General features: G+C 37.5%; 12 protein-coding genes and 2 pseudogenes. 4 read left to right on the forward strand and 10 right to left on the reverse strand.

Annotated elements, in window-relative coordinates; genetic code table 11:
* Positions 1 to 134: 134 nt before the first annotated feature.
* A complete protein-coding gene (locus tag BTO22_RS12750; RefSeq protein ID WP_146107539.1) occupies positions 135 to 3,713 on the forward strand; it encodes a hypothetical protein in 3,579 nt (1,192 codons plus the stop codon).
* Positions 3,710 to 4,936, forward strand: coding sequence for a hypothetical protein (locus BTO22_RS12755; RefSeq protein ID WP_105055859.1), 1,227 nt, complete (start codon positions 3,710 to 3,712; stop codon positions 4,934 to 4,936). The genes BTO22_RS12750 and BTO22_RS12755 overlap by 4 nt, the downstream gene beginning before the upstream one ends.
* A gap of 1,570 nt (positions 4,937 to 6,506) precedes the next feature.
* Here the strand turns inward: BTO22_RS12755 and BTO22_RS12770 are convergent.
* The 8 genes and pseudogenes from BTO22_RS12770 to BTO22_RS20415 all read right to left on the reverse strand — a co-directional run.
* Complete coding sequence (locus BTO22_RS12770) at positions 6,507 to 6,695, reverse strand: hypothetical protein (protein ID WP_181044646.1); 189 nt, start codon at positions 6,693 to 6,695, stop codon at positions 6,507 to 6,509.
* A 49-nt stretch (positions 6,696 to 6,744) separates the two neighbouring features.
* The gene (gene icmH, locus BTO22_RS12775; RefSeq protein ID WP_060992986.1) at positions 6,745 to 7,536 is read right to left on the reverse strand and encodes a type IVB secretion system protein IcmH/DotU; all 792 of its coding nucleotides are present in this window, start codon (positions 7,534 to 7,536) and stop codon (positions 6,745 to 6,747) included.
* On the reverse strand, positions 7,533 to 8,858 hold the full coding sequence (gene tssK, locus BTO22_RS12780; RefSeq protein ID WP_105055861.1) for a type VI secretion system baseplate subunit TssK: 1,326 nt from the start codon (positions 8,856 to 8,858) through the stop codon (positions 7,533 to 7,535). Before tssK ends, icmH begins: the two co-directional genes overlap by 4 nt.
* Before the next feature lie 11 nt (positions 8,859 to 8,869).
* A complete protein-coding gene (gene tssJ / locus BTO22_RS12785; protein WP_105055862.1) occupies positions 8,870 to 9,370 on the reverse strand; it encodes a type VI secretion system lipoprotein TssJ in 501 nt (166 codons plus the stop codon).
* Between the two features lies 1 nt (position 9,371).
* Positions 9,372 to 10,799, reverse strand: coding sequence for a type VI secretion system-associated FHA domain protein TagH (gene tagH / locus BTO22_RS12790; protein WP_105055863.1), 1,428 nt, complete (start codon positions 10,797 to 10,799; stop codon positions 9,372 to 9,374).
* 9 nt (positions 10,800 to 10,808) lie between these two features.
* A complete protein-coding gene (locus tag BTO22_RS12795; RefSeq protein WP_105055864.1) occupies positions 10,809 to 11,411 on the reverse strand; it encodes a hypothetical protein in 603 nt (200 codons plus the stop codon).
* 340 nt (positions 11,412 to 11,751) lie between these two features.
* Positions 11,752 to 13,122 (reverse strand): annotated as a pseudogene (locus tag BTO22_RS12800) (fructose-specific PTS transporter subunit EIIC); the annotation flags it as partial.
* An 81-nt stretch (positions 13,123 to 13,203) separates the two neighbouring features.
* Positions 13,204 to 13,641 (reverse strand): annotated as a pseudogene (locus BTO22_RS20415) (PTS sugar transporter subunit IIA); the annotation flags it as partial.
* Between the two features lie 190 nt (positions 13,642 to 13,831).
* On the opposite strand from BTO22_RS20415, the gene BTO22_RS12805 reads away from it, so the two are divergent.
* Together BTO22_RS12805 and BTO22_RS12810 are read left to right on the forward strand one after the other, a co-directional pair.
* Positions 13,832 to 14,131 (forward strand): PTS fructose transporter subunit IIB, encoded by a 300-nt coding sequence (locus tag BTO22_RS12805; RefSeq protein WP_105055866.1) that lies wholly within the window; start codon positions 13,832 to 13,834, stop codon positions 14,129 to 14,131.
* A complete protein-coding gene (locus tag BTO22_RS12810) occupies positions 14,128 to 14,913 on the forward strand; it encodes a PTS sugar transporter subunit IIA (protein ID WP_181044647.1) in 786 nt (261 codons plus the stop codon). The genes BTO22_RS12805 and BTO22_RS12810 overlap by 4 nt, the downstream gene beginning before the upstream one ends.
* Positions 14,914 to 14,985: 72 nt before the next feature.
* Here the strand turns inward: BTO22_RS12810 and manA are convergent, their stop codons facing one another.
* Positions 14,986 to 16,182 (reverse strand): mannose-6-phosphate isomerase, class I, encoded by a 1,197-nt coding sequence (gene manA / locus BTO22_RS12815; protein ID WP_105055867.1) that lies wholly within the window; start codon positions 16,180 to 16,182, stop codon positions 14,986 to 14,988.
* A gap of 72 nt (positions 16,183 to 16,254) precedes the next feature.
* On the reverse strand, positions 16,255 to 18,156 hold the full coding sequence (locus tag BTO22_RS12820) for a PTS fructose transporter subunit IIABC (RefSeq protein ID WP_105055868.1): 1,902 nt from the start codon (positions 18,154 to 18,156) through the stop codon (positions 16,255 to 16,257).
* Positions 18,157 to 18,319: the final 163 nt, after the last annotated feature.

The following is an 18,319-nucleotide window of genomic DNA, read 5'->3' on the forward strand; positions in this document are numbered from 1 at the left end:
TTAATGCAATAGTTACTTTAACTAAAGCCATGGTTATTTTAACTATATTACCACTCTTATCGACATGTTGTTATTTTAAAAAGCAGTAAATATAATACCTCCAAATATCTCCCTTAATTACTAAAAATAGCCTTATGCGTCTTAACTCGTTATTTAAATTACTTATTAGTATCTTATTTCTATCTTTTATTACATCTTGTGGGGGAGAAAAAGGAGATACATCTCCACCAGTACGTACTATGGGGTCAGTCTCTGGTTATGTATTTGACGCGCCAGTTTCGGGTGCTACGGTTACTGTGTGGGAATACAATAATGGGAAATTAGGACGGAAATTAGGGCAATCAATTACTAATCCGTCTGGTCAATATTCTATAAGCCTTGATTCATCGAGTATGCCGCTTTTTGTTAAAGCTGAGGGAGGAGCGTATCGTGATCCGTTAACTAAAAATATTGTCTCGGCAAGTAATAATAAATCAATAGTGATGTCGAGTGTGGTTAATTATGAGGAAGGAACAGAAGTACCAATAATGATTACGCCACTAACATACCAAGTCGCTGGACTCACTGAATATTATATTAATAAAGGTAATAATGTAGCTACTGCGATTAGTAATGCGATTGCAATGTATAGAGGTATGTATGGTTTTGATGTGAATACAACAATACCTATTGATATCACGACAGGAGGGCAAAGTAGTTTTGCATCTATAGGGCATAAGTATGGTGCATTGTTGGTTGGATACTCCTCTTATTCTTATGATTTAATTAAAAAATATCCAGGAAATGATAGTGAAGAACTTTATACTTCTTATCACCTTGCAGATATTGGTTATCGGGATATTGTTGCTGACGGGGAGCTTAATGGGCTTGAATTAGACAGTTCTGGTTTATTGAAAGATATCTCTTTTGGGCAAGTTCCTATTACCTCTGATCTTTACTCACATGAGATGGCACAGCATATTTTAATTGTTACTAGTGATCACCAATTAAATGTATCTGGAACACCAGTTTCCGATTATGAAAGTTTTAGTCGACAAATAAATGATTTCGGAACTAGTGGTTCAATTAACAGTGTTGTTGCTCCAAGAGCTTCAATTCCTATTGATCAAGATCCTCCGGAGGTGACTCGGTTAGGTTCTGACACTTTATCTGGTACCGATATTATTAAACTGTCATTAATTGATGAAATAGGTGTAGATAGTAATCGAGTGGTTCTTGAATGGAAGATGGAGTCAGATCTTGATGATCGTTGGACTGAATTAGAAGAATGTCCTAAAGATCATTCTGGAATATATTGTCAATTAGATCTCACTAACTTTCAATCAGGAGTTCGGGACACAGAAGAAAATGTGGACATTTATACCGAGTCGATAGATAGGTTGGATGCAGATACTGAAGACAATGATTTTGTACAATCACGGTTGGTCATTTACGCTGAAGATGTAATTGGTAATACGAATATTAATGGTGTCAAGATTCAATTTGATTGGGATAATATTGCGCCAGTTATTGAGGTTATCTCTCCTGATGCGATTAAATCAACAGCATCTAGCTATACATTGGAAGGTATTATAAAGAAAAATCCGAGTGAAATACAGAGTATTAGCGTTCAATTAGGAGCACAAGAAGCAACATTATTAAGTTGTTCTCCTATTAATGACGGCGTCAATACATGGTGTAAATTTAGTCAGATCTATAGTACGGATTCTTTCGGAGATAGTACGGCATTTAATATCACAGCAGAAGATATATTAGGAAATATAGGAAAAGACGAATTTATTGTTTATAAGGATGATCAGTTACCTCGAGAAACCGTCTCTTATCCCGATGAAATTAATGCAGATATGTACTTTATGACACTTGGTGGCTTTGATGCATCGAGATTGGGTATTTATTCTGATTATACGTATACCAAAGATACGGTAGATGATGCAACGGAGATCCTAGAAATAAATTTTGCTTATGCCTCTGATGGGATCGCGAGTGGCACTAGTTTTTCTGATTTTAATATTAATTTTCTTAAAGATAATAATATTCCTTATATAAAAGTTCGAGTTTCGGATCCTTATACATCAGGCTCTTATGGTTCTTCTGCGGATAAATTAACATTAAGAGTTGATTATTTTCGGAAACGTACAGGTGCGATTGAATATGATTTTGTTACGAGTAAAAATACAGTTGCGTCTACAGATAGCGTAGAGGCTAGCATACCTCATGAAGCTTTAATTAAAGAGGCTGATGGAAGGGTATCAGAGGTTATTTATTATATTCCTTTTACTAAAGATGTCCTTGGAACAACCTTTACCTCAACAACTGAAACCTATTCTCAAAAATTGAGTATTACGGTAGGAGATCCTTCTGGTAATTTTAGTGAACCGCTTGATGTTTACTTCCGATCTACGTTTGATCAGCCAAAATTAAAAGTGGTGACCCCTTTTATTGGTGTTACGGCAAAAATTGAAGGAATGAAAGCAAATAATGATTTTAATTCTCTTAAGAGTTGTACCACAGTACAAGTAGATAATAACTCAGGTGGAAAATCACTTGATGTTGCGGAATGTGAAATGACCTATAACCCTTTTGGTTATGACTTTTTTAGAGTAGTTTTACAGGCCAACCCAGGAGCCTATTACTACCAATGGGAATCGGGTTTATCAGCAAGAAAGAATATTGATTTTAATTATGGGTCTCCATCAAAAATTGCTAATTTTGGTGTTTATTTCTCTGAGGCTGAATCTCAAGTTCTATATATTGATGAATTATCTACATATCAAACGAGTTTATTTGAGAATCAATGGAATGGATTAGATCTTATTTATCAAACCTCAACCAAAGCGAAAGAACTTTTAAATGATGTAAATTCGGCTTTAGATACACAAATAAATTCATTCTTTGGTTTTAATCCTACCCAGACTCAGTATGCAACAAATGAGATGTTAGATAGTGTCATTCCTACTGAACCTAGTATCAATTATCAACATCGTTTTTTGGTTGAAAGTTTAGGTGATATGGCATCTAGGAATGCATCTGGAACTGATAGTATTGACTATGCCGTAGCAATTTATGATGACTTATTAATGGATGGCAAGGCTGATGGTCAAGGTGCTAATGGACAAATTGTTATTGGTAACCAGAATTTAAATGAAGATATATATAGAACTGATTTAGCTCAAACTTACTTTGATATTACGACAACAGAATATGGTGTTGAAGAGTTTATTGCTTTAAAGCAGGCCGATCATTTCTCTCTGGCTGACCCAGTGGTTAATGGTGTACGTGTATTTGGTTCAGGAGGGGAAAGTATTGATAAAAATGCACCTACTTTGACTCTTTCCCCTGATAATATTCAACCGGATGGTGTCGTTATTTCCGATCCTACAGGTAATGATTTTACAATTTCAGGTATCGTCAAATCAACATTAACAATTGAAGATATTGGCGGTATAAATACAACGGATACTGCTCCTATCAATAAAGTATATTGGTATGCAGGTAATCCATTAAAGCGCGCTGATGCTAATATTGATTTTCAGTTAGATTCATCTAAAAGTAATAGCTACCGTCAGGTATATACATTTACTATTGATTCTAAAAACGTAAATTATCCCGATGTTTCTAAATTTGAAATTGAAACGGAAGCTCAAGATATTATTGGGAATAATACGGGTAAGGTTATTATGTCATCTTACTTTGTCGATAATGGTGGCCCTTGATAACGCAGGCGACTTTCTCACCTACTTATGCAAATAGTGGCGACTCTGTAAATATAACCATCGATTTTTCTGAAGAGACATTAAATGCGGAGGCTAAACTTGGAGTGAACACTGTTACATGGATTTCAGGTCAAGATACGAGCGAGTGGATAGGAGAGGTTTCTATTCTAAGTGCATCACCGACAGATACTGAGCTTGCCTATACGGTTCAAGGATTTAGTGATACTCACGGTAACCTTGGTGATTCAATAACCAATGGTGTTGTGTACTTAACGCCATCAATCACTGTAGATGCGATTTCTGGTAGTGTCATTAACAGCAGCGATATTACGAATGTGGTTGTTAGTGGTGACACTTCTCGATTTGATGACAGCCAAAAAGTAACCTTAGTGTTGAGTAACAACGTTGATGCTCAAACAAAAAACGCGGAAGCTAATATTCAAGGTGATGGCAGTTGGAGCATGGCAGCTCAAGATTTAACTGGTTGGCCTGATAGTGAGGTAACTGCGACGGTCACTGGTTCAAATCAACATAGTATTGCTGCTAAAGCAGTGACAGAGACGGCGACCCTTTCGGCAGCGAAGCCAACGGTTTCAAGTGTCACGTTAAATCCGGTAACACCGTCAAATGGTGATAGTGTTCAAGTAACTATCCGATTTAATGAAAATGTCTCTAATGTAAGTGGAACTTTAGGCCAACCGATTGATTTTAGCTCTGTGACGCCCCTTGCTATTGAATGGATAGGGACTATTGTCTTTTTAAATGTAGGTGTTGAAAGCTATAAAGACTTAATCGTTTCTGCAGATTATGAAAATGCGTTTGGTAATAAAGGTGATGCATATAATGAGCAAGTTGCAATAACTCCCGAGATCACACTAGGTCTTGTAGCAGGAGATGATGTTATAGGAACTGATGATTCTGATCGTTTAGTTATCACTGGCACAAGTTTAGGATTTGCTGAAGGGGACAATCTTAATATTATTGTTCAATCAGTAGATCAAGGTGCTAAGAACTTTAATCAAACCGTACAGGTACAACGAGATGGTACTTGGACTACGACTACGGAAGATATTTCAGCTTGGAGAAATTCTAATATAACAATTACTCTTGATGGTATAAATGCTTCTGGTGTAAATGCAACAACAGTAAGTAGAACTGTGTCCTTAAATGATAGCGTTGCTTTTGTATATCGTGATGATTGGATTAATAAAAAAGTAGCGTAATTGATTTTGTTTTTGATATAAAAAGCCAGTGAACTCACTGGCTTTTTTAGTTTATATATATTCTTCTAAGTCATTTTTTAGATTGTTAATTGTATAGATAATATAACAATAGAATAATAGCCAAAATATAGAGTAAGGTAGTAAAAATAAGATGGTGACTTTTCCATATAAAGAAAAAATAGTATAACCAACAATATACATAGCTTGCGTAACTGTTAGGTAAGACACGAGGAATAATTGCCATTGATGCTTAAATAGAGCCTTCTTGTAACCATACGAATACAAAGTACTCATATAACAAATGCTGGTAAAGATAATGATCCTGTCTATTACATCAGTAAGTAGGTTATCAATATCATAGTTCTCAGATGCACCAAGAGTCATGATTGTAAGTGTAATAAGCAGAATGATTGTATTAAAAACCAATCGTGTGAATTTTCTGTCTTTTAATTGATTACTTGCAATAAATGCGATTAGTTGGTTAGCCATAATATTTTTATATGAATTTATTGTATAATAATATTATGCGATTAAAGGTTTTAAATCTCACTAAAATAATAGAAAAAGTAACTAAGGTGATAGGTATTTTGTATGTAGTGGTTGAATGCATTAAAGGTAAGATAAAAACACTAACAAGAATATTAGTTTTTTAGGCTATCATACGTCACTGAAGTCGCATAGTGTTTGTTTCTTATTCTATGTGGTCTAATTAAAATGATAGATATTTTGTATTGAAGAAGTATAAAATTAGTAGGAGCAAAAACACCAGCGAAAGAACTGGTGTTTATGATTAAGGAACTAGAATTGCTTACCCATTTCGAAACTTTAATAAACTTTAATAAACTTTAGAGTATCTACTTTATGTTTATTAAATATATCAACTATTTTTTGATGGAGGAAAACTGGAACACCACTTGCTTTTCTGGGATGAATACTAAGCGCTGCTCCTCTGGTATTACGTCTAATTTATTTGAATCAAGATAATATTTATCTATATCATGTCGCTTATGATCTTCATCATAATCATCAATAATACAATGTTTTAAGTTTAATAAATTTGTCTTATTGAAAATATTAAAAAACCAGAAATTGTCATAAAAATCACCATTGTCATCAATTATGATTGTTGGGTAAAGTTGGAAATTATCAATTTTAAAATTGTTTATGTCATCTTTTATTTTATCAGAAACAATAGGGTAGTTTAGATTTAAGTGTGTATTTTTAATTGGTCTTTGTATTGAGTTTAATAAGTCTTTATCTTTATATGCATTTTCAAAAAAAAGGGATCTTGCCCCATAATTGCTTTTGTATAGGTATAGTTTCTATCAAATGTTTTTTGTAAAGGGCTAAGGTAAAGAGTTTCATCGTTATAATTATCAAAAACTATATAGTATTCTTCGTTGTATTTATTCATTGACCTACCTTTGGCTCCCAATGTTGTTAACTAAATGTAATTAATTTCCTATTATCTTTTATTGTATCTTCTTTTCCCAGGTATCGAAAATCGATCCCCGAAATTTGACGAGATAAATTCTTTCCGTGTAATCTGTTAGCACATTTTGCTTCTGATTTAATGTTTTCCTTGACCTGCAAGATCGAAAAATACATCGTCGGTAAGGTTTTTTAGATAATGAGGATTAATACTTCTTGGTGAATTAATTACAAAATCATCAGCACTTTCTTTGTAAATAATGTAGATTTTCCCTGCGGATATACTAGATGCCGAGCCAATACCATTTGCTGCAACCGTTACGCCCATAATTGAATTACCTATCTGTAAAATTGAAGGGATAAAACCCCAGAGTCATTTATTGATAAATTGACAATAGCTTCTGAAAGCGAACGTCAATAATGAGGTACGTTGCGGCATATAAGGCAGCAAAAAGTACCGTACTTACTCCAATAATTACCTTTGGAGGCAATACTCGTTTTAATGGTTTTTTTAAGTATTTGGATTTCACATCCACTAAAGTGACTTTTTCTTGTTCAGCAAGGCGTTCATCTCGTACGAGACGATAAATGGTATTACCTATATCCGCTAAGCTTTCTGCACCACGCTCAGCACGACCGTATTTGCCTTTAAAACCGAGTTGCAGTAATAAATACAAAAACTCAATCACGTGACGGTACTTTTTTGGATCCGCTTTTAATCGCTCTAAAATGACAAAAAACTTATCACCACCAGAGGTTTCATTATGGAACTCAGACAATAAGCTGTTTTGGCTCCAGTTACTGTTTGCTCCCCATTCTTGTCGGCATACGGATTCATCCATTGCGGCACACAGGCAATAACGGATAACCAAAATAGAGGCGCGGTCGACCTCCATTTCATTAAGCATGCGCTCGCCTTTACGAATTTCACGAGCCACTTGTTCACGAAAGGGCATTGGGTCATCAAGCCAAGGGATAGAAGACATACAAGATAAGCTTGCAATGAGCCATGAGAACTGATCAACTAATGGGTTTATTCCCATCGAGGTGATGTTTAGCTCACTGACGGATATATTGCGAGACAAATCAGGAGCAGGCATCACCTCCATTGGTTTGCCCGGCTCTGGTTGAAAGAGTACGACGGTTACATCGTCTTCGGTGTAACTCATAATCTAACAGCCCAGAGTTGCAGTGATAGGTTCGCAAAGTCACCAGCAACATGAACCGCAATGGCGGCCGCCTTGTTTAGTGCTGCCCATTCTTCACTTGATTTATCCAACTCAAAATAGGTGTAGCCTGCATGATATGGCAGAGCACGAGGCACAACTGGCATTGGTTTGATACGAATACCAGGTAGCTGTAAATTGATAAGTTCGCGAATGTTATCAATAGAGCCAATCTTAGTTTGAGAGACGAATTGGGTATGAAGAATATCCAAGGTAACGTCTGCTTTAACTGCCAAAATAAAGGTGGTTGACTCAACAATACTTCTATCTGAAATTGGCGCAATACGAATACCGTAACCTTGCTCTTTAAGAACAAGCGGGATAGCACGTTGCTCAGACATCACACTCAAGGTCATTTTTGAGTTATTCAGGATCGTTGATAAACAACTTGTTAAGTTACCGTGGTTGTAAGGAACAAACTCCTGTGGACGACGAGACGCCGAGCATAACGTGGCTAATTCACCTTCAGCTTGCAATAGAACACGATAGAAAGCTTCTGGATGCACACCTTCAATATTAGCAAAGTGCCAAAATAGAGGTTCATAACGGTTAAGTGCTTGTAAAAGCATAAAGTCAGAAACCGAAGACACGCCTTGCTGATCAACAACGCCTAAACGTTGAACAATCGATTCAGCACGGTGACGGAGCATAGATGCAAATTCGGTTGTGAATTTTTTAAGCACACTTGAGGCATTAATATCAATACAAGTAGGAATGTATGATGTATCTAGAATAATACTGCCGTCAGGTTTTACCTCTGAAATTTTCAGAATAGGAATAGAGGTATAGGCACTTTTATCTTCGTCTTCGTACATTAAGCAAAAATTCAGCTTACCAATGGTGATATTGGCAATTTCTTCACTGTCATAGCATGCATCTACCGCATCTTGAGTGTGCATTGTGTAACGAGCGCCGTCTTTACTTGTACCGAATAGCTCAGAGCGCTCTGATGGCAAAGGACAGCACAAATATAAGACTTTATTTGCAATAGAAGCATCAACATCTTTTACTTCTGGCAATGAAGCGTGAAGTGGTAGATCAAAAGGAGTGCGATCTTGCAAAATCCCTTCAGCGTGAGTGATACCTATTTTACCTAAAGCCAATAATTCGGTATTGATTTCAATGCGTTTTATTCCCCAATGAAGAGGAGATTCAAACCCACTTAGCATTCCACTTTGTTTGCCTTGATAGCGATCTAACTGCTGGAAATGCTGCGGCTTCATAAACATTCCATCTTGCCACACGACAGGGTTATATAATGACATTGTTGATATCCTTAAAAATATGTTTGTTCAATACCACGAGTATTGTTGGAGCTAAGTTCACTTTCTTTTAGGTTTAGCTTTAAGAAGTATTCGCTTTTTTCTTCGATTAATTCGACTTTGCGCCACGACGATCCATTAATGTCTCGAAAGGCGACAGAGAAGCCAATAGCTCGCGTTTCAGGATCAAGTACTAAGGTTTCGTGAATAACGTCGCCAGGCTGTATTTGATATTCATAACGTTTAATATATTCATCACCCAATGACGCTTTATCATTTTCAAATAGAGCAAAAAAATCGAGGTTACGGAATAATACAGGGGAGTTAAGTTCATGAATTCTCAGAATTACAGGAGAAGATTGACCACCTTCACGAACATTAAGTATGCTGTCTGCAGTAATAATCAATTCGATTGATGACGTCTCTGGTGTTATGCCTGTTGATTCTTTAAATTGGTCCCACATGGTGCAACCAGAAAGAACTAAAGCCAATGTAACTATGAGTAGATTTCGCATGTTAAGCCTTTAATTTCTTAGAATATTGTTCTTTGATTTTCTGTTGCACTACTGAGCTAGAAATATCCACTTTGTCATGATTGTTTTTTTGATAAAAATCGACGTACTCTTTCCATAATTTGCCATTACTTTTTAATCTCGACTGAGAACGTACGATTTGAGCAAATTCTGTAGGATTTAAGGATTGTAATTTTTGGTTGATCACATCATTAGTGGCTTGAGCCATTTTGAATTTGTGACTGTCCAATTCATCAAGGATTTGTTCGATTAATTCATTTGGAGACAAAAGTTTTTGTTGATTTAATGACAGCATCAACTCAACAATATTGGTGATTGATGTGTCTTGCTCTGTTTCTTTTATTGTTCTTAATTCGGTAAGATCTTTTTGTAAGTCATTAATACATAAGCGTAAACATGTCCCCATTTGCTGGAAGAATTGCGCATCGCTTTGTTCAACTTGAGATTCAGAAACGCCCAGACCTTTAAAGAATGCCGCTTTTATATCGTGACTCACTTCTGGAATATACGCTGATTGTTGAGATGGGGCATCTTGCGTAATGACATCGCGAGAAGGGTAAGGCTCTTCTCTTTCTACTGTTGTTGCTGTTGATTGTATTGTTTGGGTTACGTCTTCCCAAGGCTGTTGTTCTGTTGGTAAAGGCTGTTCTTGATGAGCGACTTTAGGCTCTACAACTGGCTGAATTGGGGCCGTTTGAGGTATTTCTTGTTGTGACGTTGATGAAGTAAGATCACTAAAATCAGTTGAAAACCAATCTTCAGGAATAAGGTTTGGAATATCAAACTCAGCGTGTACGCTATTACTGTCATCAAGTAATTGACGGGTATTAACGGCCTCTGTTGGTTTTATCGTCGCTTTTTTTTCAGTGCCATGAAGTAGGTGCTCATCATTGCTTGTTTGAGTTTTGAAGTTTAAATGAGCGACAGGATCTGAGCTGTCTACTTTATCTATCCGAGTTTCTTTAAATAGATCAGCAATGTTACCTTTATCTTCTTTATCATCAACGGTGTATTCTGCAAGGTTCGCTAAAGGATCGATAGAATCTGTTTCTTCGGAAATATCTGCGGCAATATTGACGGAGTTAGACAGTTTTTCTAGACCAATGCTGATTTCATAGCGCCCAAGAATGATCGTATCGCCATCGTATAAGGAGATTGGTTGATTTTTTAGTAGTTTATTACCATTAACAAGCGTGCCGTTTGTACTCACATCACTAAGATAGTAAGTATCGCCATAAATACTAATAAGGCAATGAGAACCAGAAATAAAGCGATTGTGGTCGATTAAACTGACAGTATTACTTGGATTTCGACCGAGTGAACCTCCACTTTCTGGCATTTCAATGTGTTTTCCGCCCGTGTATTCTTCAGGAGATTTTGTAATAAACAGAGTGAGCTGATTTAAATGCACAATAACCCCTTAGAATAATAATGCGACGGATAACTCAAGCCCACCTAGGCCATCATTATAGAGAGGTTGAATATAAGAAGCTTGAGGGATTAGTTGAAGATGTGCATCAGGGTTACTGCCAATTTTAATGACGGTACCAAAAGAGAACACTGCTCCGACTTCAAATTGGTCAATATCATCAAGTTGCTTGCCGTACTTATAACCGTCTTCATCGACTTCCCAGCGGTCACCATATTGACTGTACCCAAGAGATAATCCCGCGCCCACATAGGGTGTGAATGCCCACCAGTTACCGAGTGCGAATTGAGGGACGATTCGAAGTTCGTAATTTGTTACTTCTTGATATACCCCATTAGCTGGCGCATCAATGTAGTCAGACAAATAATTAAATCCAAGCCACCAACGCCAACGGTTATTGTTCTCATCTATTGGGCGGGTATGAACTAAACCGTAACTGATTGTGCTGAGTTCGCCACTCATTCCTTGTTCGTACTCAGTAGATTCAATTGTCTTCATACTAGCCACTGCACCATAACGCTCGCCTTTAGCAAATGTTGAAGCAGAAAAAGCCAGTAATAAAGCCATAAAACCCAGTTGGATTGGCTTAGCCATTTTGTTAATCCTCTAGCAAAATATTTTTGTTACACCCTATTTAGCTTGCCAAAATATCAACTTAATTTGTTATTTCAATACGGTAGGGCGGCTTTATAAAAAAACACTCGGAATCACTATTTGAATAGTTATTATCACTGATAATTCAGTGGTTATGTCAGTGTGGTTTTTTGGGTTTTTTTAAGGAAATCAAAAATAGAATATTGTTTTATATAGGACTTAATCGGGGAGTAAATAGAGTGGGGTTGTAAAATATAAGGTACAAAATAGAGAAGGAAGTAGGCATCCATAAAATGAACAGAAAGCATTTTATGAATGCGAAAATAGAGCCAGTTTTGTGCTACAAAGTATAGCGCTTACAACTAATAGAATGTGTTTTTAGTAATTGCTCGCTATTGTACATTGCTTCTTTTGTACTAACATCAAGTGCTCGTTTTCCTTTAAAGCGTAATGGCTCTTTAATGGCAACGTCGTGTGCGAAAATAACAAATTTAGCGTTCTTAACATCAAGAGGGGTTATTCGGTTATTAATGCCATCAGCTCCCTGAGTTTCTACTTTAATCTTTATGCCTAAAGTATGAGCTGCTTTTTCTAAACTTTTTGCTGCCAAGAAGGTATGAGCAACACCTGAAGGGCAAGCGGTTATTGCTAATACATCTGCTGTGCCTTCGTCTTTTACAGAGCTAAAAATAAGTTGTTGTCCTTTTAAATCGCTATCTTCAACCGCATTTTTCTTCAAGGATATGACAATAAGAGCAGTCGTTATTGCCCCGATTAATGTACCTACGACATAACCAAATTTCCCATCAACAACAGGTAAAACAATCCACCCTCCCCAAGGGGCGTGGTTAAGTACATTAAATAAGAACCCAGTAACATTACCCACAATACCACCCGCAACGATGGCCGGAATAACACGAGCAGGATCAGCAGCAGCAAATGGGATTGCCCCTTCAGTAATGCCAATCATTCCCATGATACCTGCGGCTTTTCCTGCTTCTCTTTCTTCACGTTTGAATTTCTTAGGAGACAAGAAAGTGGCAAGAGCCATGCCTAGAGGAGGAGTACAAATCGCAATACCGACGCCACCCATGAGCCAAGGTTGGGTATTTACTTGAGTCTGAGCGAATAGAGTAGCCACCTTATTAATAGGTCCGCCCATATCAAATGCGGTCATTGCGCCAAGAATGGCACCCAGAACCACTTTTCCAGACCCTGCCATACTTGCAAGCCATTCATTTAATAACGTCATGGTGCTAGCAATAGGAGCACCTATTACCCACATCACAGCAGAACAAGTAATAAAGGTACCAATAAGTGGATAGATAAAAATAGATCCAAGAGAAGTCATACTGTCAGGTAATTTGATTTGCTTTAAAGCTCGTACAACGAAACCTGCAAAAAAACCAATGATAATCGCGCCTAAGAACCCTGTATTATATTGCTGAACGGCAATCCAAGAACCGATCATACCAGGAGCTAATCCGGGTTTATCTGCAATAGAGTAGGCTATGTATCCGCCTAATACCGCGGTAAATAAGGTCAAGCCAGCAATGCCCATTTGAGCAATATCCGCTAATATGCCTTCTGTCGGAACGGCACCATGTCCAGAGATCATAACGGAAAGAGATAACAACACACCACCAGCAACAATAAAGGGGATCATGTGCGAAGTACCAAATAAAAGGTGTTCTTTAGCTCGCCCTAATCGACGTTGTAATGTATTTTTCTCTGATGAGACAGAGGGAGGTTGATTAGGAGTGTATTCTTCTTCTAGTTTAATATTGTCAGTAAAAAGAGCCAGAGCCTCTGCCTCGGTTGATACTGATTTAAGTTTTTCAGTAAAGCCATCTTCAATCAGACGGCTAGATATCTGAGCTAATACTTCGATATGGTGTGTATCATCACCGTCAGGAGACGCTAACATAAAAAAGATATCTGAAGGTTCGCCATCTTCGGCACCATAATCGATACCATGACGGCTGATACCAACAGCAACTGCGGGAGTGATTACTGCAGAGCTTTTTGCATGAGGAATAGCAATACCATCTTCAAATCCAGTATTTCCAATTTCTTCTCTAGCCCAAACATCTAATAAATATTGTTTTTTATCAGAGAGTTTGCCTGCATCATCCAAAATCTGAACCATCTCTTCAAGAATACTCTCTTTAGAGGTCGCTTTGAGATCTAAACAAATAACGTTGGTATCGATAAGAGAATGGATGTTCATGATTTGCTCATTATTGATTATATTGTAGTTATTAGGTGTAATGTAAGTAAATATCTCTTTTTAGAATACAGCACAAAAAAGGCTTTTACTGGATTATTGTACCCTGAGTTATAAAGTGTGATTCTAATCGTTATCCATTGATATAAAGCATTTTATTATACCGTTAGTTTGTATTTTTTAAGAGTAAATCATGAAAATTGTGGCAGTAACTGCGTGTCCTACGGGCATTGCACACACCTATATGGCAGCCGATGTATTAACTAAAGCCGCAGCAAAATATGGTGTATCCATTAAAGTTGAAACGCAAGGAGCAATGGGAATTGAAAATGAATTAACGTCAGCTGATATCGTGAATGCGGACGTTGTGATCATTGCTTCTGATATTGAAATCGCAAATAAAAACCGTTTTGTTGGGATTAATACAAAACAATACAATATTGAGTTAGTATTGACGGATGTTGACCGAATTTTATCCAAGCATCTTTCATGATTGAACCCGTAACAAATGATTATCGAATAACCTTCTTTGTAAAACACAGTGGCTTGCCTCCTAAGTTGGCAAGTCAGTTGGCTCGATTAGCGAAAAAGTTTAAATGTTTGGTTTATATTGAAAATATCACCCGAGATCGCCGTTCTGATGTATCAAGTTCTCTTGGTTTATTGCAATTAGCATTAACGGAAGGCGATTTTTGTCAATTAGTTACGGTTGGTATCGATGCGGAGTGGGCAAACTTTGTATTAACAGATTTGCTCTCATCAGGTTTTGATTTTATTGCCTCAGATAAGTCTTGTGATTTTTCTGAAGCAATTGTCGATAAACACCCTAAATTAACCCCAAAATGTGACATTAATTTCCATTACGTAAAAGCCCAAACCCAACTCTCAAAGTTTGAAATTTTAAAAGGATTATCATTATTGATTTGTCCTGAAGAAACGGATGAGTTATTACTTCTTTTTATTAAACGTGAAGAGCGTTCGTCCACGTCGATGGCGAGACGAATTGCGTTACCCCATGTGATCACATCTTTAGTTGATAGGCCGATCATCGCTATTATTCGTAGTGATTACTCTATAGATTGGGCTTCTAAAATGGGGGATGTTAACTTAGTCATTGCCTTAGTTTTACCTGAGAATCCTACTCGAGATATGATCATAAGCGCGACTAAATTAACCCGTAGTATGTTGTCTTCCGATTTTAGTCAAAGACTTGTAAATACAAGACAACCAATGGGATTACAAGCATTGTTGCTTCATGCTATGTGCCAAGAGTAAAAAAATAGCCAACGAAAAGGAGTTACTCGTTAGCTATTTAGGGGGATTTAGATTGGTGTTTTATTTACAACGTTAATTAAAGGCTCTTGCAACTTTACCCTGGCTTTGTAATGTATATTGCTCTGTGTAAGCCGGTATAAAAATCGAGTGACCTTTAGACACAGAAACCGATTCTCCAGACGGATGATTTACGATCATATCTTCATCAATAGCAAATAAGATCTCGGCACTTTGAGTTGTTAATGGTAATTCTGTGCTAGGAGTTAGCACTGAGAATTTAAAATCATCAACAGGAATAGGGTAATTCATCCCACCATCAATACTTATTGGTTGCATCAATAATGCTGATTGAGGAATGCTGTCAAATTCAGTACATGCCATTAACTCATCAATGTCCATGAATTTAGGTGTTAGCCCTGCTCGCAATACATTGTCAGAATTAGCCATAATCTCCAGACCTGTGCCATTAATGTAAGCGTGAGGGGTACATGCTTTTAAATACATTGCCTCACCCGGTTGAAGGGTAATTACATTCAGCATCAATGGAGTAAATAAACCAATATCATTTGGGTATTGTTCAATGAGATCTTGAATTTGAATAAATAACTCATCGGTATTTTGTGATGCGAAGTTAACTAATTCAGTTAAAGCGGTGTCTTTTGCTTCACCTTCTAGAGATAGAATGGCTTTAAAGAATGTTTTTAGTCCGTTAGATCTTGGATCTTGAGAAAATTCAGTAACAAGAGAGTCTATCGAAGGTAATGACATTAAAGTAAACAGCGATATTATGTCGTCAAATGCTCTAAAACCGTTCATTGCCTTATAAGTCGTTAAGGCATAAACCAACTCAGGTTTGTGATTGTTGTCTTTGTAATTACGGTTAAATGCATTGATTGCAATGCCTGCTTTTTCTTCTTTATCATATCCGTCCATCGCTTGTTGTTTATTAGGATGAACTTGAATTGAGAGGGCTTTTTCTGCTGCGAGTACTTTAAAAAGATAAGGCAGTTCACCAAAGCTTTGTGCAGTAGGTGAAGATAAGAAGGCGTCTTTATCTTCATTGATTAAATCAGAAAGTAATACTGAGTTCCCATTGATTGTCACAACAGAACAACCATTTGGATGAGCTCCCATCCATAATTCAGCCTGAGGCTTCTCAGTTGTATTTTTGATATCAAAAAGAGTTTCGATAGAAGTATAACTACCCCAAGCATAATCTTGAATGACGTTATTCATCGGGTAAAAAAAGTGCTTTTTACATGCGTTCATAATGGACTCGTATAATATTAGGGTGACACCATCAAGCACAGGGGGAGATTGGTCGATGGTGCCACAAGACAATTAAGCTACTGCTACTGTGACGTTTTTGTTTTGACGCATCTTTTTAATAGAGACACAAACCAGAGCAGTTACGACAGTACCTGCCGCCATACAAGCGATAGCAAGGACTGGTTTATTCATAGCACCGAGTAGGGCAACCACTGGACCACCATGAGCAACACTGTTAGTGATACCGAATGAAAATGCCATTACTGCCGCTGTCATTGAACCGAGCATGTTTGCCGGAATAACTGAGATTGGATCTTGTGCAGCAAATGGAATTGCACCTTCAGAGATACCAACGAGACCCATCGCACCAGACGCTTTACCTGCTTCGATTTCTGATGATTCAAAGATATTGAACTTGCGACCAAGAACAGTAGCCAAAGACATACCTAGTGGAGCAACAGGAATTGCACATGCCATTGCACCCATAAATTGAGTTTGGCCGCTTGCAATCATACCGACAGAGAATAGGAAGGCGACTTTATTGAATGGACCACCCATATCAAAGCCCGCCATACCACCCAACACGATGCCAAGTAGAACAACATTACCAGTGCTCAAGTTAGTCAAAAGCACGGTTAATGAATCCATTAAACTTGCGATTGGCGCACCAATAACGAAGATAAACAGACCTGAAATAAACAATGAACCAGCAATTGGGGCAATCATGATTGGCACAAGTGGTTGGATAAATTTATGGTAATTAATACTTACGATAAATTTAACAAAGTAACCAACCAGTAAACCGGCAATGATGGCGCCAATGAAGCCTGTGCCTGCATCTGCACCATAGAAAGAACCGTTGTTAGCAATCCAACCACCGATAAGCCCTGGTGTTAATGCAGGACGATCAGCAATCGCGTAAGCAATGTAACCAGCAAGAACAGGGATCATTAAGGTAAAGGCAACAACACCAACATCGAGCACTTTATTCCATAGGCTACCCGGTGGGATTGCCATTCCACTTTCTGTTGGTTGACCGCCTAGTGCTAATGCAAGTGCAATTAATAAACCACCAGTTACAACGAATGGGATCATGTGAGATACTCCATTCATTAGATAGCGATATAAATCTGAACGAGTTTGAGATGCGGCACTTTTAGTGTCACTTGAAGAAGATGATGACTCAGCAACAAAAGGAGGTTGAGTCAGTGATTGAGTGATTAACCCTTTCGCGTCTTTGATTGGTGCTTTTACGTTGGTTTGAATTAATTTTTTCCCAGCAAAGCGAGTAAGATCAACTTGTTTATCACAGGCGACAATAATGGCATCGGCTTGCTCAATTTCTTCTGCTGTTGGGCTATTTTTAACACCAATAGAGCCATTAGTTTCGACTTTGATTTTGTAACCAAGCTCTGCTGCGCCTTTTTCGAGAGCTTCGCAAGCTAGATAGGTATGAGCAATACCAGCAGGACAACCAGTAACACCAATAAGAAAACCGTTGTTTGCTTCTACAGCATCTGTTGCTTCAGATTCTTGAAGTAGAAGTTCAAGAGCGGTTTTTGAAGAGGTAGTTTTAAGGAATTGTTCAATAAAACCATCTTCAATTAACTTAGAAGAAAGTTCAGCTAGCACTTCAATGTGATGGTCAGCACCATTTGCAGGAGATGCGATCATGAAGAATAATTTAGATGGGAGCCCATCTTCAGCGCCGTACTCAATGCCTTCTTTACTGACACCGATCATTACTGCTGGTGAAATAACTGCCGAACTTTTGGCATGAGGCAAAGCAACGCCTTCTTCAAACCCTGTATTTCCTAATTCTTCACGGGCATAGATATCTGCCAAAAATTGTTGTTTGTCATTGATGCGACCTTGTTGGTGTAACGTCTCAGCCATTTCTGAAAATACGTCATCTTTTGTTTTTGCTTTAAGATCTAAACAAATGAGTTGTTCATTAATTAAGTCGGTGATCATGATTTATTCCCCGTTTTTTATGATTTACTTAAGTGGGAATAGTGTGGGATGGATAGGGATTATTGATAAGTGTGTTAGAAAGGCATTTACTGGATTATTGTATCCTGTAGTGGCAAGTGTGATTAAGATCTTATTTTTATAAAACCAAATGACTATAATGTAC

Origin of the sequence: Aliivibrio sifiae, from assembly GCF_002954705.1 — a bacterium.
Lineage (GTDB): Bacteria > Pseudomonadota > Gammaproteobacteria > Enterobacterales > Vibrionaceae > Aliivibrio > Aliivibrio sifiae_A.